The 20012-nt window shown below is 38.3% G+C and carries 21 protein-coding genes; 20 read left to right on the top strand and 1 reads right to left on the bottom strand.

Annotated elements, in window-relative coordinates:
- The first annotated feature begins 30 nt into the window (after positions 1-30).
- From ACFX4R_RS08505 to ACFX4R_RS08495, 3 genes are all read left to right on the top strand, one after another.
- Complete coding sequence (locus ACFX4R_RS08505) at positions 31-786, top strand: IclR family transcriptional regulator (protein WP_013081930.1); 756 nt, start codon at positions 31-33, stop codon at positions 784-786.
- 32 nt (positions 787-818) lie between these two features.
- On the top strand, positions 819-1646 hold the full coding sequence (locus ACFX4R_RS08500) for an aldo/keto reductase (RefSeq protein ID WP_377569354.1): 828 nt from the start codon (positions 819-821) through the stop codon (positions 1644-1646).
- Between the two features lie 121 nt (positions 1647-1767).
- Positions 1768-2529 (top strand): SDR family oxidoreductase, encoded by a 762-nt coding sequence (locus ACFX4R_RS08495; protein WP_028407631.1) that lies wholly within the window; start codon positions 1768-1770, stop codon positions 2527-2529.
- A 93-nt stretch (positions 2530-2622) separates the two neighbouring features.
- On the opposite strand, the gene ACFX4R_RS08490 is transcribed toward ACFX4R_RS08495, so the two are convergent.
- Positions 2623-3078: a MarR family winged helix-turn-helix transcriptional regulator gene (locus tag ACFX4R_RS08490; RefSeq protein WP_043980161.1), complete on the bottom strand. Its 456-nt coding sequence runs from the start codon at positions 3076-3078 to the stop codon at positions 2623-2625.
- Between the two features lie 352 nt (positions 3079-3430).
- Here ACFX4R_RS08490 and ACFX4R_RS08485 point away from each other — a divergent pair, with 352 nt between their 5' ends.
- From ACFX4R_RS08485 to ACFX4R_RS08405, 17 genes are all read left to right on the top strand, one after another.
- Positions 3431-4069: a biotin/lipoyl-containing protein gene (locus ACFX4R_RS08485; protein ID WP_013055624.1), complete on the top strand. Its 639-nt coding sequence runs from the start codon at positions 3431-3433 to the stop codon at positions 4067-4069.
- Between the two features lie 42 nt (positions 4070-4111).
- Complete coding sequence (locus tag ACFX4R_RS08480; protein ID WP_237074548.1) at positions 4112-5737, top strand: DHA2 family efflux MFS transporter permease subunit; 1626 nt, start codon at positions 4112-4114, stop codon at positions 5735-5737.
- Between the two features lie 18 nt (positions 5738-5755).
- Complete coding sequence (locus tag ACFX4R_RS08475; RefSeq protein WP_377569352.1) at positions 5756-6286, top strand: NAD(P)H-dependent oxidoreductase; 531 nt, start codon at positions 5756-5758, stop codon at positions 6284-6286.
- An 8-nt stretch (positions 6287-6294) separates the two neighbouring features.
- Complete coding sequence (locus tag ACFX4R_RS08470) at positions 6295-6705, top strand: hypothetical protein (protein ID WP_162213679.1); 411 nt, start codon at positions 6295-6297, stop codon at positions 6703-6705.
- A gap of 162 nt (positions 6706-6867) precedes the next feature.
- Positions 6868-7293: a MarR family winged helix-turn-helix transcriptional regulator gene (locus ACFX4R_RS08465; RefSeq protein WP_013055628.1), complete on the top strand. Its 426-nt coding sequence runs from the start codon at positions 6868-6870 to the stop codon at positions 7291-7293.
- 116 nt (positions 7294-7409) lie between these two features.
- Positions 7410-8399: a LacI family DNA-binding transcriptional regulator gene (locus ACFX4R_RS08460; protein WP_162213680.1), complete on the top strand. Its 990-nt coding sequence runs from the start codon at positions 7410-7412 to the stop codon at positions 8397-8399.
- The gene (gene rbsK, locus ACFX4R_RS08455) at positions 8392-9270 is read left to right on the top strand and encodes a ribokinase (RefSeq protein ID WP_043980153.1); all 879 of its coding nucleotides are present in this window, start codon (positions 8392-8394) and stop codon (positions 9268-9270) included. The genes ACFX4R_RS08460 and rbsK overlap by 8 nt, the downstream gene beginning before the upstream one ends.
- A complete protein-coding gene (gene rbsD / locus ACFX4R_RS08450) occupies positions 9271-9660 on the top strand; it encodes a D-ribose pyranase (protein WP_013055631.1) in 390 nt (129 codons plus the stop codon).
- Positions 9661-9674: 14 nt separating this feature from the next.
- Positions 9675-11156 carry a sugar ABC transporter ATP-binding protein gene (locus ACFX4R_RS08445; RefSeq protein ID WP_043980150.1) on the top strand — a complete coding sequence of 494 codons (1482 nt, stop codon included), beginning with the start codon at positions 9675-9677 and terminating at the stop codon, positions 11154-11156.
- A 1-nt stretch (position 11157) separates the two neighbouring features.
- The gene (gene rbsC / locus ACFX4R_RS08440; protein ID WP_025749709.1) at positions 11158-12117 is read left to right on the top strand and encodes a ribose ABC transporter permease RbsC; all 960 of its coding nucleotides are present in this window, start codon (positions 11158-11160) and stop codon (positions 12115-12117) included.
- Between the two features lie 11 nt (positions 12118-12128).
- Positions 12129-13049: a ribose ABC transporter substrate-binding protein RbsB gene (gene rbsB, locus ACFX4R_RS08435; RefSeq protein ID WP_377569350.1), complete on the top strand. Its 921-nt coding sequence runs from the start codon at positions 12129-12131 to the stop codon at positions 13047-13049.
- Positions 13050-13488: 439 nt separating this feature from the next.
- Positions 13489-14757, top strand: coding sequence for a 3D domain-containing protein (locus ACFX4R_RS08430; RefSeq protein ID WP_043980145.1), 1269 nt, complete (start codon positions 13489-13491; stop codon positions 14755-14757).
- Between the two features lie 413 nt (positions 14758-15170).
- Positions 15171-15782: a flavin reductase family protein gene (locus ACFX4R_RS08425; RefSeq protein ID WP_043980143.1), complete on the top strand. Its 612-nt coding sequence runs from the start codon at positions 15171-15173 to the stop codon at positions 15780-15782.
- Positions 15783-16133: 351 nt separating this feature from the next.
- Positions 16134-17411, top strand: coding sequence for an ABC transporter substrate-binding protein (locus tag ACFX4R_RS08420; protein ID WP_043980141.1), 1278 nt, complete (start codon positions 16134-16136; stop codon positions 17409-17411).
- A 72-nt stretch (positions 17412-17483) separates the two neighbouring features.
- Positions 17484-18338: a carbohydrate ABC transporter permease gene (locus ACFX4R_RS08415; RefSeq protein WP_013055639.1), complete on the top strand. Its 855-nt coding sequence runs from the start codon at positions 17484-17486 to the stop codon at positions 18336-18338.
- A 68-nt stretch (positions 18339-18406) separates the two neighbouring features.
- The gene (locus ACFX4R_RS08410; protein ID WP_026106517.1) at positions 18407-19213 is read left to right on the top strand and encodes a carbohydrate ABC transporter permease; all 807 of its coding nucleotides are present in this window, start codon (positions 18407-18409) and stop codon (positions 19211-19213) included.
- Between the two features lie 51 nt (positions 19214-19264).
- On the top strand, positions 19265-19999 hold the full coding sequence (locus ACFX4R_RS08405; protein WP_043980137.1) for a sugar phosphate isomerase/epimerase family protein: 735 nt from the start codon (positions 19265-19267) through the stop codon (positions 19997-19999).
- Positions 20000-20012: the final 13 nt, after the last annotated feature.

Here is a 20012-nt window from a genome sequence, read left to right as displayed (position 1 = left end):
TGTTGTTCGGATAAAAGGAGGAAGAAGGGCATGTCCGAGGTTGGAACTTTAAAAAAAGGATTAGATATCTTCTCTTTGCTTTTAAACCGTCCGAATATGACTATTCCAGAAATGATGGAAGCGCTCGGTTTTAATAAGAGTACGATGTATCGTCTTGTGAGCACGCTTGAGCAAAACGGATTTATTGTAAGAAACCCGTCTAACCGCTATACGGTTTCACCGCAACTGGTGCTGGCACTCGTGCAAAATACGATGCATACGAACTATGAAATGAATTGGCTCTCTGTTCCTGCTATGCAGAAGCTGAGTGAAGAGACCAAAGAGACCATTTATGCGGGAATTCTCCATCATAAACAAATGGTTACAACTCAGGTGGTTAACGGGCAATATAGCACTCGTACGCATTCTGAAGTAGGAAATAAAAAGCCGCTTCATGCAAATGCTATTGGAAAGTGTATTCTTGCTTATCAAGAGGACAGCGTACAAAAATCTATTCTTCATGAACTTTCGCTTGAAGCTTATACAGATCGAACGATCACCGAGCTGGACGAGCTTGAAGCTGATTTAGCTTTAAGTAAGGAAAGAGGATATGCTGTCGACGATGAAGAACGGGAGCCGGGCGTTCGCTGTATTGCAGCCCCTATTTTCAGAAAAGGAAAAATAATGGCGGCTATTGCTTTATCAGGTCCATCCTTCCGTATTTCACAAGAGAAAGACGAAGAACATGCTGCACTTGTTAAACAGTGCGCAGAACAAATTTCACAAGCAATTACTCTTTACGAATAATTCAATAGTAAAAAAAGGGGATGAACAGCAACATGGAAAACTTACAGTCAACTACGACCTTAGCAAACGGCGTTAAAATGCCTTGGTTAGGTTTAGGTGTTTATAAAGTAGAAGATGGTCAAGAAGTTGTAGATTCAGTTAAATATGCAATCAAAGCTGGATATAAAAGCATTGATACGGCTAAAATTTATGAAAATGAAGAAGGCGTGGGACAAGCGATCAAAGAATCAGGTGTTTCTCGCGAAGAACTGTTTGTTACATCAAAAGTGTGGAATGCAGATCAAGGATATGACACAACTATTCAAGCGTTTGAAACAAGCTTAAACAAGCTAGGGCTTAAATATTTAGATTTATACTTAATTCACTGGCCAGTTGAAGGTAAGTATAAAGATACGTGGAAAGCACTTGAAAAGCTTTATAAAGACGGGAAAATTCGTGCAATCGGCGTATCGAATTTCCAAGTACATCATTTAGAAGACTTGATTGCAGATGCAGAAGTCAAGCCGATGGTAAACCAAATCGAATTTCATCCACTTTTAACACAAACAGAAGTGCGTGAATACTGCAAAAAACAAGGAATCCAAGTGGAAGCATGGTCACCGCTTGCACAAGGTGAGCTGCTTGATAACGAAGTGTTAACTCAAATTGCTGAAAAGCACGGAAAATCAACTGCTCAAGTTATCTTACGTTGGGACTTGCAAAACGAAGTAGTAACTATTCCTAAGTCAACAAAAGAACATCGTATTATCCAAAATGCAGACGTATTTGATTTTGAATTAAATGCAGATGAAGTTGAAAAAATTAACGCATTAAATCAAAATCATCGCGTAGGTCCTGATCCGGATAACTTTGACTTTTAATTTTAAAGCAAGACTAAAACGTCTTGTAAGATAAATAATAAACAAAGCGCTATTGTCATTCATGCAGTAGCGCTTTGTTTATTAAAGAGTAAATGCGATGGTTGAACGAGGAGGAAAAGTAATGAAGATGTCAGAAAACACTATTTTAATTACGGGCGGAGCATCAGGAATTGGGTTGTCGCTTGCAGAACGGTTTTTAAATGAAGGAAATGAAGTTATTATTTGTGGAAGAAGGGAGTCAAAGCTGCAAGAAGCAAAAGAAAAATTCCCTTCATTACATACAAAAGTGTGCGATGTATCAATAGAAGAAAGCAGAGTAGAGCTAGTAAAATGGGCGACTGAAAGATTCCCGAAATTAAATGTTATTGTGAATAATGCAGGCATTCAGCAGCGCGTAAATCTTTTACACATGCACAAAGAGTGGCAGTATTACGAAAAAGAACTAATGAGTAATGTAAGTGCTCCTATTCATTTAACGTCGTTATTGATTCCTCATTTCGTTCAGCAAGAAGGTGCTGCGGTTATTAACGTTACTTCCGGGCTGTCTTTAACACCTGGAGCATGGGTGCCAATCTACAGCGCAACAAAAGCGGCATTAAGGTCGTTTACGATTAGTCTAAGACATCAATTAGAAGAAACAAATACCGAAGTGATAGAAATTCTTCCTCCAGCCGTGAACACGGATTTGGGAGGACCGGGACTTCATACATTTGGAGCACCGCTTGATGACTTTGCCGATTCGATATTTGAAGAATTGAAAAAAGGTAAAATCGAAATTGGCTATGGAGACAGCGCTAAGAGGCTTCATGCTTCCAAAGAAGAAATTGAGAAAGCTACAGCACAGGCTTGGAGTGGATTTTTGAAAAATAATCCTGAATTTTAAAGACAGCAAACAAAAAGCTTACTAAACTCGTCAATAGTAGCGGGTCATAAAAAGCGTGTGTCCATAAAATAAATGAACACACGCTTTTTAGCATTAACGATCTACAGTTTGTCTAATTCGTTTTTCCATTTTTTCAAGCATGCGGAGGTACTCATCCTGTTCTTCAGGAGTTAGAGCAAAAAGCATGTCTTGCCAAAATAAATTCCGCTGCTCAATTACATAGTTCACTAATGTTTCGCCAGCCTCTGTTAAGGATATCCATACAATTCGGCGGTCTTTTTGGTCACGTACGCGCTTAATGAGTGCATCAGCTTCTAATTGATTTAATAAAATGGTAGTAGCCCCGGAGGTTAGCTTTAGATTTGAAGAAATTTCGGCTACCATACGTTTAGAGCTGACTCCAATGAATTTTAGAATTAAAAATTTCGTAATGGTCAAATTATAGGGCTGCTCACTGATTTTATCTTCCAAGAGCTTTCGCTTGAGTTCAAATAATGAGGTTTTAACTTGGTCAAGTTTTTCTAGTTTATCTATTAACTGCTGATCCATTATAATCACCTTTTCTTTATCATTATAGGTGTTAAACAATTGCTGCTAGTTACCTATTGTGGTTTATGTATATAGGGAGTTTGTTCCGAAAAAAGAAGCTGTTTTTGTGTATAACCCTATGCTTATATATCTAACTTTAAAGTAAAGTAAAGTACTTGTAAAGAAACCAAAACTTTTAAGTTGTATTTCAGTTAAAGATGTAGTAAAGTATTCAGTCGGGAAAACTTTATGAAACATAAATGTTTAGTTTTAAAAATAAATTAAAATCAAAGTTATTTACAACTAAATATCTTTGTGATAAAGTTATCTAGCGTAATACTTAACTGAATGAAATATTAAGGAGGTAAAATAAATGTCAAGAGGGCGTTTAATTTTAATGAACTTTATCGGAATTATTGTAGTATTAGCTTTAATTATTGGTGGGGGATACTATTATATTCAAAAATCTAATTATGTATCCACAGACAATGCAAAAGTGTCCGGCGACCTTTATACAGTAGTAGCGCCAGCGGCAGGTAAAGTAGCAAGCTGGAACGTTGAAGAAGGTAAAGATGTTTCAAAAGATGATGAGGTAGCTAAAATCCAATCAGAAGATGGAGAAAAAACAGTTACAGTACCAGAAGACGGTAAAATCATCAAAACACAGGTAAAAGAAAATCAAATGGTTCAAGCTGGTCAACAAATTGCTAGCGAAGTAGATATGAATAACTTATTCATCATTGCAAACATTAAAGAAGACAAATTAAAAGATATTGAAGCTGGCGATGACGTTGATGTAACAGTTGACGGAGATACTAAAACAACAATCGATGGAAAAGTAGAAGAAATCGGTTATGCAACAAACTCAATTTTCTCATTAATGCCAAGTTCTAATTCAGACGGCAACTATACGAAAGTATCACAAACAGTTCCTGTTAAAATCTCTATTTCTAACTACTCTGAAAACGTACTACCAGGTATGAACGCAGAAGTTAAAATCTCTAAAAACTAAGAACGTACATGATTAAGAAGAGAAGAAAGGAGGAAGGAACTGATGTCAGCAAACACGATACAACCAGAGGAAAGCTCAGTTAAAAAGCATATTCCGCTGCTAGTCGTACTTATGCTTGGATTGTTCTTAGCAATTTTAAACCAAACGCTGCTAAATGTTGCGATCCCGCATCTGATTACAGAGTTTGGCGTTACGGCTAATACGGCACAGTGGTTGCTTACAGGATATATGCTTGTAAATGGTGCACTTATTCCATTATCAGCCTATTTAATTGAACGTTTTGGAGTTCGTCGCTTATTCTTATTTGCAATGGCCTGCTTTACAATAGGGGCACTTATCTGCGGAATTGCGCCGACTTTCTCGATTATGCTAATCGGACGTCTGGTTCAAGCAGTCGGAGGCGGAGTGCTAGCACCTCTAGTTATGACCATTATCGTATTTATTTTCCCTCCTCATATGCGCGGAAAAGGAATGGGTATCTTTGGTTTAGCCATGATGTTCGCTCCGGCAATTGGACCGACGCTTTCAGGATGGGTTATTCAAAACTATGACTGGCACATTTTATTTACGGGAATGGTGCCACTAGGTGCGCTCGTACTTATTATTGCAGCTTTTAAATTAAAAGATATTAAACCACCTCAAAATGTAAAAGTAGATCTAATCTCTGTGTTTACATCTCTTGCAGGTATGGCTTTACTTCTATACGGCTTCAGTGAAGCTGGAAACGATGGCTGGACGGATTCAGTTGTATTGTCAACGATGATTGGCGGTATTGTCTTATTAATCATCTTTGTCGTGCAGCAGCTTCGACTTAAGAGTCCATTACTTGATGTGAGAGTATTTAAATACAGTATTTTCTCATTATCTAATATCATTAGTATTGCCATCACAATTAGCATGTATGCTGGTATGTTCTTATTGCCAATTTACTTGCAAAACATTCGTGGCTATTCAGCATTTGATTCAGGTTTATTAATCTTGCCTGGTGCACTTGTTATGTTAGTTATGTCACCAATTTCTGGTACGCTGTTTGATAAATTAGGACCGCGTCCACTAGGGATTGTCGGGATGTTGATTACGGTTGTGACAACATTTGAATTTACAAAATTAACGCTTGAAACACCGTTTAGTCATATTGTTATTATTTATATGATCCGTGCATTCGGTATGTCATTATTGATGATGCCAATTATGACGGCTGGTTTAAATCAGCTGCCGGCAAAATTAAGCAGCCATGGTACATCAATGGCGAACACGCTTCGTCAGGTGAGTGGTTCAATCGGTATCAGTTTAATGACTACAATCTTTACAAATCGCACAACATATCATGTGAATGAAATGAGCAGTTCCATGACTACATCCGATCCATTCTTTATGAATAACTTCCAGGCATTTGTGCAAAAGATTGCTCAAACGCTTCACCTTTCTCAAACAGAGGCGCAAAAACAAGCTTTAACAACATTAGCTGGAAAAGTTCAAGCGCAAGCAACTGTACAAGGAATTAACGACGCGTTTTATTGGACAGTTATTATTGCCATTATTGGATTGATTTTAAGTTTCTTCCTACGTGATGTTCGTAAAGACCCAGTAGTGGAAGTGGAAGAAATAGAAAAAGAAACAACAGACGATATTCGTATGTTACCGGCACCAAAAGATATGAACTCATAAGCAACGGAGGGATAAAGGATGAAAATTTGTATCGTATATGATAGTGAAGGCGGACATACAGAGGCATTAGCCAAAGCGATTGCTTCTGGCGCTGAGCAGTCTGGAGAAGCAACTGTATATGTAAAGCATGTAGAAGAAGCAGATGTACGTGAACTGCCTGAAATGGATGCTATTATTTGGGGCTGCCCAGGGCATTTTGGAACAATCAGTTCAGGGTTAAAAACGTGGATTGATAAATTAGGTTATTTATGGGCAGAAGGTAAATTAATTGATAAAGTAGGTGCGGTGTTCTGTACAACAGCTACAACGCACGGTGGCTTAGAAGCAACGCTTTTAAATTTAATTACACCTATGCTTCATCAAGGAATGGTTATCGCTGGCTTACCAGGTAACATTCCAGAAAATGCGCTGTACGGTACTTATTACGGTGTGGGAATTACTTGTCCAATCGAAGGTGACGAATTATTAACAGAGAACGACCAAGCGCTAGGTAAAGCGTTAGGAGAACGTGTTGTTCAAGTGACTAAACGAATGACACAAGGACAGTAGGTGACAGTATGTTAGGTATTTTACTGATCGTTGTAGCTGTGATTCTGGTTGTACTAATTATTACAATGAATGCTAAAGCATCATCTTCTAAGCGCCAGCGTACAGTTCCACCTAAAAAAGAAGCGGCTGCTTCAAATGCTCCTAAAGAGCCAAAAGTAGAAGAGAAAAAAGTGGCAGAAAAAAAACCTGAAGCACCAAAAGAAGAGCCAAAAGAGCCGCAGGCCAAGACGGAAACAAGAACATCTAGATATAAGAAAGAAAAAGATGTCATGAACGATGATATGTATCGTCAAGTGCTGCAAAAGTTTAGAGAAGGCGAAAAAGACAACACGGTTTTTACAAAAGAAGAACGTGACGTTATGAATGATGACGCTTTTCGTAAGGCTTTAAGATCGTTTAAGAAAAACGATAGTGAATGAGTTTCTTCTATTATAATAGTACGGAATAAAATAGATAGAAAATAGGTTATAAGCATTCTGCGAAACCAGCCGCTCTCCCCAGGCTAGGTTTCGCTTGGAGTGCAGCAGGGGGCTGACATGTTAACATCGACTCCCTGATTATAAGAAAGGGGACGTCAAAACATGGAACAGCTCACATTTATTGAAGAGGTCCAGAGAATTTCGATATCCCTTAACAAAAAGGTAATGACAGAGATAAAAGAAAGGTTACTTTCACAAGGGATTACACCTTTTCAATATCATATCTTATTAATTATCGGTAAGTGCAGTCACATTGGGGTAACCAAGCTGGCAGAAGAGATGCGCGTCAAGCCTAGTGCGATTACTCCTGTTATTAATCGTTTAATAGACTTAGAGTTAGTTTCACGCTATCACTCTAAAGAGGATCGCCGCAAAGTAAACATTGAGTTAACAGCTAAAGGTGAACAAGTGATTGAAGAAGCAAATGAAATTGTGCAAAAGATGATTGCTCATTTCTTTTCTTGCTATGAACCGAAAGATCAAGAGCAATTTTTGAAATTATTTAAGAAACTAGACGCTAATATCTAATGAAAGAAAAATCACTTCTTAATGAAGTGATTTTTTTTAATAAAAAGATTGTCAACTTCACTTTTCCATGTTATTATTTGTGTAAACGGTTACATATATGAAAGGAGGGAAATAAAGTGGTAACAATTCGTGATGTAGCAAAAGAAGCAGGCGTGTCCGTTGCGACCGTTTCGCGCGTTTTAAACAGTACAGGATATGTAAAAGAAGACACGCGTGTGCGAGTAATGAATACAATTCAAAAATTAAACTACAGCCCTAACGAGGTAGCCCGTTCGCTTTATACACGTGAATCTCGTTTGATTGGTCTCTTGCTTCCAGACATTACAAACCCTTTTTTCCCTCAGCTTGCACGCGGAATAGAAGATGAAGTACATAGCCATGGATTTCGTTTAATTCTTGGCAATAGTGATGAGCAGTTAGAGAAAGAATTAACCTATCTCCAAACGTTTACGCAAAACCATGTAGTAGGGATGATCACGGCAACAACAAGTCTAGCTCAGAAACTATATGAAGGTCTTACATTTCCCGTCGTGTTTTTAGATAGAAGTTCTGAACAGTATCCATCCGTTTATGCTGATGGTTTTGAGGGTGGAAAGCTTGCTGCAGAAGAAATAATCAAAAGAGGAAGTAAAAGAATTACACTTATCAAAGGTCCAGTAAATGTAAAGCCTGCCCAGGAACGTTTTCAAGGCTCTCTGTCTGTTTTGAGTCAGTCTGATGCAGACTTTTACGTATTAAATACAAATTCTCTAGCGTTTGACGATGCGCAGAAATGGGCAAAGGAAATCTTTCAAAAGTACCCTGAAACGGACGGGATTATTGCAAGTAATGACATTGTAGCCACAGCCGTTTTACACGAGGCGTTTCGATTAGAAAAAAGCGTGCCTGATGATCTACAAGTAATTGGTTTTGATGATATTCCGCAAAGCCGCTTTTCGTTTCCAGCGCTGTCTACAATTCGTCAGCCTGCTTATGAAATGGGCAAGCAAGCAGCAGGTCTGTTAATAAAATGCATTAAGAAAGAACCTTTAATTCAAAAGCAAGTACAACTACCCGTTACGTTTATTGAACGAAATACGACACGAAAGGTTGAGGAACATGGCTAAAGTAACTGTGATTGGAAGTTCATCAATGGATTTAGTAGTAACATCAAATATTCGTCCTGGAGCTGGAGAAACAGTGTTAGGAGAATCATTCAAAACTGTTCCCGGAGGAAAAGGAGCGAACCAAGCTGTTGCAGCAGCCCGTCTTGGAGCTGATGTGAGTATGATTGGGTGTGTGGGCGAAGATCATTACGGAAAAGCAATTCTGGAGAATTTCAAATCAAACGGTGTATCCGTGAAAAATGTGAAACCGGTTACAGATTCAGATAGCGGAACAGCGCACATTATACTCGCTGAAGGAGATAACAGCATTGTAGTTGTCAAAGGAGCAAACGATTATATTACTCCAGACTACGTGGAAAAAGCAAAAGAAAAAATTAAAGAAGCGGATATCGTACTTATTCAGCAAGAGATTCCAGAAGAAACGGTTGAATATGTTGCTGAGCTTTGTCAGGAACTTAAAGTACCGCTTTTGTTAAATCCGGCGCCTGCAAGACCATTAAAAGCAGAAGTGATTGAACAAGTTTCTTACATCACTCCAAATGAACATGAAGCAGAGCTTTTATTTGAAGGAAAAGAAAAAGAAGAAGTATTAAAACAGTATCCAAATAAATTGTTTATTACAGAAGGAAAACAAGGTGTGCGCTATTTTAACGGCAAGAAAGAAGTATTGGTTCCTTCTTATCAAGTAGAAACGATTGATACAACAGGAGCAGGAGATACATTTAACGCAGCGCTTGCTGTGGCACTTGCCGAAGGAATGGGTTTTGAAAAAGGAATTCAGTTTGCTAATCGGGCAGCTTCGCTATCCGTCACTAAATTTGGTGCGCAAGGCGGTATGCCGACTCGCAAAGAAGTGGAGGAGAGTCTGTAAATGAAACGTCACGGAATGATTAACAGTCATATTACGAAAATACTAACAGATCTAGGTCATACAGACACTATTGTCATTGCAGATGCAGGGTTACCTGTTCCGAGTGACGTGCCTAAAATTGATTTATCTTTAAAGCTAGGGGTGCCTAGCTTTGAAGATGTAGTAGTAGCTGTGTTAGAAGATATGGCTACAGAAAAAATAGTGATTGCTTCTGAAATGAAAGAAAGAAATCAAAAGGCTTACGAGTTGATGGAGAAGCAAAACATCTTAGTAGAAGAAGTATCGCATGAACAATTAAAAATGCTGACAAGCAAAGCGAAAGTTGTGATTCGTACAGGAGAAGCAACTCCTTATGCAAATTGCATTTTACAAGCGGGAGTTATTTTTTAAAAGAGGTGAACAGCATGCATATTGCAATGAGAGGGATTCATAAAGCCTTTGGAGCAAACCGTGTACTAAGGGGCGTGGATTTTGAATTACATGAAGGTGAAGTTCACGCACTAATGGGGGAAAATGGAGCGGGGAAATCTACGCTGATGAATATTTTAACCGGCCTTCATAAAAAAGATGAAGGGCAGATTCTGATTGATGGCAAAGAGACGTATTTTCAAAACCCAAAAGAAGCAGAACAAAACGGAGTTACCTTTATTCATCAAGAGCTGAACGTTTGGCCTGAAATGACGGTGCTTGAGAACTTATTTATCGGCAAAGAATTAAAAACGCCTTTAGGTTTTTTAAAAACAAAAGAAATGAAAGCGTTAGCAAAGAAGCAGTTTGAAAAATTAGCTGTGACCATTCCTCTTGATCAAGAAGCGGGACTTTGTTCTGTCGGACAGCAGCAAATGATTGAGATAGCTAAAGCGCTGATGACGAATGCAAAGGTCATTATCATGGATGAGCCAACCGCAGCGCTTACTGAAAGAGAAATTCAAAAGTTATTTGACGTAATTAATGCGCTGCGAAAACAAGGTGTATCGATTGTCTATATTTCACATCGTATGGAAGAGATTTTCGCTATTTGTGATTCCATTACGGTCATGCGTGACGGACAGACGGTAGACAAAAAGCCGATTCCAGAAACCAGCTTCGATGATGTTGTTCGCAAAATGGTAGGAAGAGAGCTAACGGATCGATTTCCTGCTAGGACATCTCCTAAGGGAGACGTTGTATTTGAAGCAAAAGGCTTGGAGAGAAAAGGTGCATTTCAAGACGTTCATTTTTCAGTGCGATCAGGAGAAATTGTCGGTGTTGCGGGGCTAATGGGAGCTGGCAGAACCGAAATTATGCGCGCTATCTTCGGGCTTGATCCGTTAGAAAAAGGCGAAATTATATTAAATGGCAAACGGGTCAGTATCACAAAGCCCGACCAAGCCATTAAATTAGGTCTCGGGTTCATTACAGAAGATCGTAAAACAGAAGGGCTCGTCCTGGATTTTTCTATTCGAGAAAATATTGCGCTTCCAAGTCTATTCAGCTTTTCGCCAAAAGGCTTTATTGAACAAAAAAGCGAGCAGCAATTTGTAGATTTACTTATTAAACGTTTAACGATCAAAACTGAGTCGTCTGAGACGAGTGCGGGTAACTTATCGGGAGGAAATCAGCAAAAAGTAGTTATTGCCAAGTGGATTGGCATTGGACCAAAAGTGCTGATTTTAGATGAACCAACTCGAGGAGTTGACGTCGGGGCAAAGCGTGAAATTTATCAGCTTATGAATGAACTGACAGACAGAGGCGTGGCTATTATCATGGTGTCTTCAGAGCTTCCAGAGGTACTGGGCATGAGCGATCGCATTTTGGTTGTACATGAAGGGAAAATAACAGGTGAACTGACAAGTGAAGAAGCAACTCAAGAAAAAATTATGACATTTGCAACAGGAGGTCAGTAAAATGAAAGCAAACACAGCGATAAAAGAAAATCGCGTTGATAACGTGATGCAAAAGCTAGGTCCGTTACTAGGTCTATTTATTCTTATTGTCATTGTATCGATTTTAAATCCAAGCTTTTTAGAACCTTTAAATATTTTAAACTTGCTGCGTCAAGTAGCCATTAATGCCTTAATTGCATTCGGTATGACGTTTGTCATTTTAACAGGCGGAATTGATTTATCGGTTGGCTCTATACTTGCTTTATCAAGTGCGTTAATGGCAGGTATGATTGTGTCAGGTGTAGATCCTATTTTAGCTATTTTAATAGGATGTGTGTTAGGAGCTGTAATGGGTATGATTAACGGCTTGCTTATTACAAAAGGAAAAATGGCGCCGTTTATTGCAACGCTAGCGACGATGACAATTTTTAGAGGGTTAACGCTTGTTTATACAGATGGAAATCCGATTACGGGGTTAGGCGAAAACTATTACTTCCAGTTATTTGGCCGCGGCTATTTTCTAGGTATTCCTGTTCCGGCAATTACGATGGTACTAGCATTTGCTGTCCTATGGGTGATTTTGCATAAAACGCCGTTTGGCCGTAGAACATATGCAATCGGAGGAAATGAAAAAGCAGCATTTATTTCAGGAATTAAAGTACCAAAAGTTAAGGTTATGATCTACTCACTAGCAGGATTATTGGCAGCGCTATCAGGAGCGATTTTGACTTCTCGTTTGAACTCTGCTCAGCCAACGGCAGGTACGTCTTACGAGTTAGATGCTATCGCTGCAGTAGTACTGGGTGGAACAAGCCTTTCTGGAGGACGTGGACGCATTGTTGGAACGTTAATTGGTGCGCTGATTATCGGAACGTTAAACAACGGCTTAAACTTACTCGGCGTTTCGTCCTTTTACCAAATGGTCGTAAAAGGAATTGTTATTTTAATCGCGGTATTAATTGATCGCAAAAAGTCAGCTTAGGAGGGAAAAACATGAAGAAAATTTGGCTCGTGCTATTATCATTTTCATTATTACTGTTAGGGGCTTGTTCACTTCAGCCTCCTGAGTGGGCGAAACCATCTGAAAGTAAAAATTTAAAAGATATTAAAATTGGTTTATCCGTTTCTACATTAAACAATCCGTTCTTTGTTTCGCTAAAAGAAGGGGTACAAAAAGAAGCAAAAAAACTGGGCATGGAAGTAGTTGTAGTAGATGCTCAAAATGATTCAGCAAAACAAATTAACGATGTAGAAGATTTAATGCAGCAAGGTGTTAACATTCTGCTTATTAACCCAACGGATTCAGCTGCTATTTCAACAGCTGTACAATCGGCTAATAATGTAGGTATTCCAGTTATTACACTAGATCGTTCAGCAGAAAAAGGAAAAGTAGAAACCCTAGTAGCTTCAGATAATGTAAAAGGTGGTCAAATGGCTGCTGATTACATTGTGAAAAAAGTAGGGGAAAAAGCTCAAGTAGCAGAACTTGAAGGCGTGCCGGGAGCTTCAGCAACTCGTGAACGAGGAAAAGGGTTCCACAACGTTGCGGATCAAAAGCTAGATATTACGGCTAAACAGTCGGCTGATTTTGACCGTACAAAAGGCTTAAACGTTATGGAGAATGTTCTTCAAGGAAATCCTGGTATCAAAGCCGTATTTGCTCATAATGATGAAATGGCATTAGGAGCTATTCAAGCGATTAACAGCTCAGGAAAAGATGTGCTAGTAGTAGGGTTTGATGGAAACGACGATGCAATTAAAGCGGTAAAAGAAGGGAAGCTAGGAGCAACTGTAGCCCAGCAGCCTGTTTTAATCGGCAAACTTGCCGTAAAGTCTGCTAAAAATGTTCTTCAAGGCAAAAAGGTAGATAAGCAAATTCCAGTGCCTTTAAAACTAGTAACACCTGACAAATAATGGTTTTATACGTGTGTAGAAAAAAGACGCTCATTTGATTTATGGGCGTCTTTTTATGTATATAAAGTGTAAAAAAGAAGTGAAAAAGTCACAACTTTATAAATAGTGTAGGAATTATGTAGGTGGAATTTATGTAATAAAAAGTAAAAAACACCGAAAAAAGACGCTGAAACACATAATTTTCTGTGAAAAATTTGTAATATACCTGTAATAATAAGCGTTTATTTCTATTTTTAAAGAGTGATTTTGCCCTGTTTATGACAAAAATATATCTTTTTTAATAAACAGTAAACCTCTCTATCAAGGGATTTTGGTGATGAATTCCCAGAAAGAGATTCTTGGTTATACAGATTATGGGAAACTTTTAACTGTATTGTAACATAAACAGATAGTTTTTTATGGTATAACTAAGTCTATGAGGAAAGGGGACTATTACTTTATGAAAATTTTTAAGCGTATGACTCTTGCAGCAGTCACAGGAATTTTCTTCATGACCGGCATCACAGAGACTCACGCCCAATCGAATGAAGAAGCGCTCCAGAGTACTGAAAATAAAATTAAAGAAACAGAAAAGGCTGTTCAACAAAAAGAGAAAGAGAAACAGTCTATCAATTCAGATGTTCAAAACATTCAATCACAATTAAATTCATTACATACAGTAATCTCTAGCAATAAAAAAGAGTTAGCATCGACTGAAAAGCAGATTTCAGAAGCGAACAAAATGATTGAGAAAAAGAAAAAAGAAATCGTTTTGCTTCAGGAAAAAGTGTTAAGTCGTAAAGATATTATTGAAAATCGATTAGTTGCTTTACAGCAAGACGATAAAACAAGCGTTGTTATTGATACATTAATGAATGCTGATAACTTTGGAGATTTTGTTGCACGTATGGGTGCTGTCACAACGTTATTGTCAGCAGATAATGATATTTTAAAGCAGCATCAAAATGATTTAGATCAAATTGAAAAAGATAAAAAAGAAATTGATAAGCAAGAAAAAGTATTAAAAGCAGCAAAAGGTAGCTTAGCGGCTAAACAAGCTGAATTAGATAAAAACGTTGCCAAACAAACAGCAACGTTAACAACTATGCAAGAAAAGTACAGCACGGTCGTAAATGAAATTGATGCAGCTTCTTCAGAAAAAGCAAACCTTCAGTCTGAATTAACAGGCATTCAAGATAAGATTGCAAAAGAAAAAGAAGCAGCTCAAAAGCAAGCTGAGCAAGTGGCAAAACAGCAGGCAGCTGAAAAGGCTGAGGCTGATGCAGAAGCAAAGCGTCAAGCTGAACTGGCAACAGCTAAAAAAGAAGTAAAAACAGAGCCAAAACAAGAAGTAAAAACAGCTGCAGCTACAGAGAAGAAAGCAACCGTTTCTTCAGAAGCAAAAGAAACGAAAAAAGAAGAAAGCACACAAAAGCATTCTGGAAAAGAAATGTATGTAGAAGCAACAGCTTATACAGCTAATTGTGCAGGGTGTAGCGGCGTAACAGCCACTGGACAAAATGTGAGTTCAGGCACTCATAAAATTATTGCGGTAGATCCATCCGTTATTCCATTAGGTTCAAAAGTATACGTAGAAGGATACGGAGTGGCAACAGCAGGTGATACGGGCGGTGCGATTAAAGGATATCGAATTGACGTATTAGTACCTTCCGAGTCAGCTGCAAAAGCATTTGGACGTCGTACAGTGAAAATTACGGTGTTAAATTAAAGAAATAAGCTGAAAATATTTTAGTTGCAGGAAAATCCGAACGATGAATCGTTCGGATTTTTTCATTGTTGTAGTGAACGTAGGTTTCATCTAGTTAGTTGCTTCTAGCTGTTGATTGGAGAGGAAGGCGAAGACTCCTGAGGGAAAAGAGGAAGTGATGAGACCCCGCAGGCCCGTAATCGACGAGGAGGCTCATCGGTCGCCCGTGGAAAGCGAAGCCTTACATGGAAATCAACAGCGGTGTCACAAGTGATCGATACCAGCTCATTACTCCCATTTGTTCGTCTTCGGATTAGATGGATGTAGTTATGTCTCAATCTCTTTTTTGCATATTTAGTGAGCAAGTTGCTAGCTAATCTATACTCTTTTCGTTACCATACAATAAAGTAAATCGAAGAAAAGGAGTGGGTAAAATGAAGATAGTCGATCCAGCGGTACAAAGTGTAAAAGACAATTATCATTTGTTAACAGGGGTCGTCATTCCCCGGCCGATTGCGTTTGTTACAAGTCAAAATGATGACGGTGTAGTGAATGCCGCACCGTTTAGTTTCTTTAATGTAGTTGCGGCAGAGCCTCCGCTGATTGCCATTTCAGTTTCGAGAAGTGAAGGTCAAATGACGAAAGATACGGCCAAAAATATTAGTTCATCTAAAGAATTTGTAGTTCATCTTGTAGACGAAAACTTAGTGGAACAGGTGAATCAAGCGGCATCTTCTTATCCTTCTTCCGTCAGTGAAGTCGAAGAAACAGGGTTAACGCTAGCACCGAGCAAAAAAGTGCAGGTTCCCGGAATTCAAGAAGCCAGCATTCGGATGGAATGTAAGCTTCACCAAATTGTGCCATTAGGAACGGATGAGGCATACAGCTCAGATTTGTTTATCGGTGAAGTTGTGATGTTTCATATTAGTGAAAAAGTGATAGAAAACGATCGCGTTTCTGCAGAACGTGTGAAGCCAGTCAGCCGACTTGCGGGTTCTAACTATAGTAAATTGGGGCAATTATTTTCCTTAGAACGTCCTAAATAAGCAAGAAAGTGTTACTTATGTAGCAAAAAAATAGTATACATTGGATTTTTTTAAATAAGCGATTGTGTTCTGTTTCAACAATGACAGTACATTCGCTTTTTTTCATGAACGAAAAAGTTAATAGAAACCATAATAACAAAATCAATTTAGAAAAAGGCAAAAATGTAAGGTTTTTGCCTTTTATATTTACCATTGAGGAAAAGGGTATTCATTCATATAATTTAGATTAAGTAAATTGTATACGCTTTCAATATACAGAATTATTTTTCAATAATTCTCTCGAAAAAGAGTCATGAGCGTTTACAAAAAAACTTGCCACACTAGGAGACAAGATTATAGGAGGGGTATTCATTGAAACGTTGGTTTAGTTTAATCAGTTTTGCACTCATTTTAACCCTAGTACTTGCAGGATGCGGAGGAAAGGCCGCTAATGAAACAAGTGGTAGCGGTGGAAAAGAAGTTGTTGCATGGGCTTGGAATATTAACGTACCGGTATTAAAGAAAGCAGCAGCAGAATATCAAAAAGAGAATCCAGGTTTTAAATTAAAAGTAGTGGATATGGGACGTGAAGACGTTTATTCAAAACTAACAACAGGATTGCAAGCTGGCGGAAAAGGCCTTCCTGATATTGTATTAGTAGAAGACGATCGTTTCCAAGGATATTTAGATGCATTTCCAAAAGCATTTTTAAACCTATCTAAAAAAGGATTTGATAAGCAAGAAGATAAGTTTCCTGAATTTAAGAGAGCCCTTTTATCAAAGAATGGAGATATGTACGGCTTCCCGTTTGATGCAGGTCCAACAGGCGTATTCTATCGCACAGATTACTTTGAAAAAGCAGGCGTAGATCCAAACAGTATCAAAACATGGGATGATTATATTGCAGCTGGTAAGAAAATTAAAGAAAAAGTTGGCGTTGATTTACTAGGTTTAGATTTTAATAATGACGATGGCTTATTCCGAATGACGCTGACACAGCAAGGTACGTTCTACTTTAATAACAAAGGAAAGCTAAATTTAACTTCTAAAGAAGCGAAAAAAGCAATGGAGTTAAATAAGAAGTTAAAAGAAGCAGGCATTGTTAAAAATACAGTGGGCTGGGATGCTTCAATCAGTGCCTTAGCAGAAGGTAAAGTAGCAAGTTCACCATCCGGTGCTTGGCTATCCGGTTCTATTACACAGCAGGCTCCGGATTTAAAAGGAAAATGGGGAGTGTTTTTATTACCTTCGTTTGAAGAAGGAGGTAACCGTGCTTCTAACTTAGGCGGAAGCAACTATGTGATTTCAGCAACTAGTCAAAAAGCAGATGAAGCGTACAAATTTATGGAGTATTTCTCAACAACGGATAAAGTTCAAGAAGAAGCGATGAAGGGCGGATTATTCCCATCATTAAATACCGTATACTCTTCAAAATTATTCACTGCACAAGATGAGTACTTTAACAATCAGACGATTTGGAAAACATTCGCAGATGAAATGAAAGATATTAAACCGGTTAATTTTACGGGCAATTACTCAGTTGCAAACAGTGAAGCAGTCAAAGCTGTGTCAGAAGTAACAAATGGTAAGGGTGTTACAGACTCGCTTGAAGCAGCTCAAAAACGCTTAGAAAACCGAATTAAAAAATAATCAAGAAGCATAGAAGGTGATTTATGGAAAATTGCCTTCTATCTCTTCTTCTTGCGGTACTAGGAGGTCATCATGAAGACAAATAAATCGTTGCCTTACTTATTTATTGCTCCAGCACTTTTGCTGTTCGCGCTGTTTACAATCTACCCTATTTTTTCATCGTTTGTTTTAAGCTTTCAGAGTATGGAAGGCGGAAAGTATGTATTTACCGGGTTATCAAACTATACACGTTTGCTCGGAGATGATATTTTCTGGAAAGCGCTTGGGAATACGGGGATTATTTTAATCGTTCAAGTACCCGTTATGATTTTATTAGCTCTTGTACTAGCTAACGCGTTAAACAGTCAGCTTTTAAGACTAAAAGGTTTTTTCCGAGTTTCATTTTTCTTGCCGGCAGTAACGTCACTAGTTGCCTACTCTATTTTGTTTTCAATCATTCTTCAAGATGAAGGAATTATGAATACTATTTTAGGGTTTTTCGGTATCGATGCCATTCAGTGGCTGGGAGATCCATTTTGGGCTAAAGTCTCAATCATCGTTGCGATGACTTGGAGATGGACAGGTTATAACATGGTTATTTTTCTAGCAGCTCTTCAAAGTTTATCTCATGAAGTTTACGAAGCAGCTGATTTAGATGGAGCAAATCGTATTCAAAAGTTTTTCCACGTAACGGTTCCACAATTAAAACCCGTTATCTTGTTTGCTACTATTTTATCAACAATTGGCACGCTTCAATTGTTTGACGAACCTTTTAACTTAACAAAAGGCGGCCCTGCTGATTCTACTATGACGCTAGGCTTATATATTTATCAAAATGGCTTTAAATACTTTGATTTTGGATATGCATCGGCCATTGCGTACGTTGTTGTATTATTAGTTGGTATTTTAACGTTCTTCCAATTTAAATTTACGGGTGATAAATCATGAGTGTATTAGAGAGAGTAGAAGCAACCGCAGTAGTTACCGTTCCTAAGGTCAAAAAGAAAAGGCACATCATGCGTAAAATAGGACTATACAGCTTGCTTGGGCTGTTTACGATTATCTCAATTTTTCCTTTTTACTGGATGTTTATCGGCGCTACGAATGAATCAGGAAAAATGTTTACAAACCCTCCAACGCTGAAGCCTGGCGATCAATTTATGACAAATCTACAAAATTTAAATGCTTCAATTGATTTAGGGCGCGTCTTTTTTAACTCAGTATTTGTTTCAGTCGTGTATGTGATTGTAGCTTTAATGGTCTGCTCCACAGCTGCATATGCGCTATCTAAATTTGAATTCAAAGGCCGAAACGCAATTTTCACTACGCTTTTATTGTCTATGATGATTCCATATCAAGCAACGCTCATTCCACTTTTTCAGCTGATGTCGAATTTTAATTTGCTTGACACGTATTTTGCACTTATTGTTCCGCAGCTGTGTTTTCCGTTTGCTATCTTTTTATTACGTCAGAACTTTTTAGCTTTTCCAACGGAACTTATTGAAGCAGCTCGTTTGGACGGAGCTGGAGAGATGAGAATCTTTTTAACTATTGTGCTTCCTTCTATGAAGCCTGCTATGGCTGCAGCAGCTATTTTCTTATTTATGACACAGTGGAATAACTTTATGTGGCCTTTAGTTGCGACTACATCTAACGAAATGGCTACATTACCAGTTGCTCTTTCAAGCTTAATTGGCTTATCGATTATTGATTACGGTCAAGTAATGATGGGAGTAACAATTGCAACCATTCCAATCATTGTCTTCTTCCTGGCACTTCAGCGTCATTTTATTTCAGGAATGCTTGGAAGTGCAGTAAAATAAAAGCAGAAGCTCCTATTATAGGAGCTTTCTCAATGAACAGGGGGAGAGAAGATGGGAGAAATACCTGTAGGAGTTCAGCTTTATACGCTGCGTGAAGAAATGAAAAAAGATTTTAAAGGAACGCTTCAAAAAGTAGCTGCTTTAGGATATCAAGGGGTAGAATTTGCAGGGTACGAAGGATATACAGCAAAAGAAGTAAAAGCATGGTTAACGGATTTACAGCTGAAGCCGGCTTCTAGTCATGTGCCGCTTGAACAATTAGAATCTAATTTAGAGCAAGTGATTCACTTTGAACAGCAAGTTGGAAATTCACATATTGTTTGTCCTTATTTAATGCCTGAACGTCAAACTGAAAAAGGATATCACGTGCTTATTGATTCTTTAAATGATATTGATACGTATTGTAAAAAAGAAGGTATGTCGTTTAGCTATCATCATCATGATTTTGAGCTGAAGAAATTGTCAACTGGAAAGTCAGCTCTCCAAACAATCTTAGAAGAAACTGAGGTAAACGTAGAACTGGACATTTATTGGCTGACTAAAGCAGGTGAAGATCCAGTGGAGTGGATGCAGCATTATCAAAATCGTACGCCTTTTATTCATTTAAAAGATATGACAACAGACGGCGAGCAGTTTTTTGCTCCTCTTGGTACCGGAGGAGTAGATGTAAAGGGTGTAATGCAAGAAGGACATAGAGCAGGCGTAAAATGGTGGATCGTTGAACAAGATCACTGTATAGAAAGTCCACTTAGCAGCATTAAAAAAAGCTTAGCATATATCAAATAAAAAACGAACAGAC

Source organism: Priestia sp. YIM B13490, from assembly GCF_042787735.1.
Taxonomy (GTDB): domain Bacteria; phylum Bacillota; class Bacilli; order Bacillales; family Bacillaceae_H; genus Priestia; species Priestia megaterium.
This window is presented reverse-complemented; position numbering and strand designations above follow the sequence as displayed.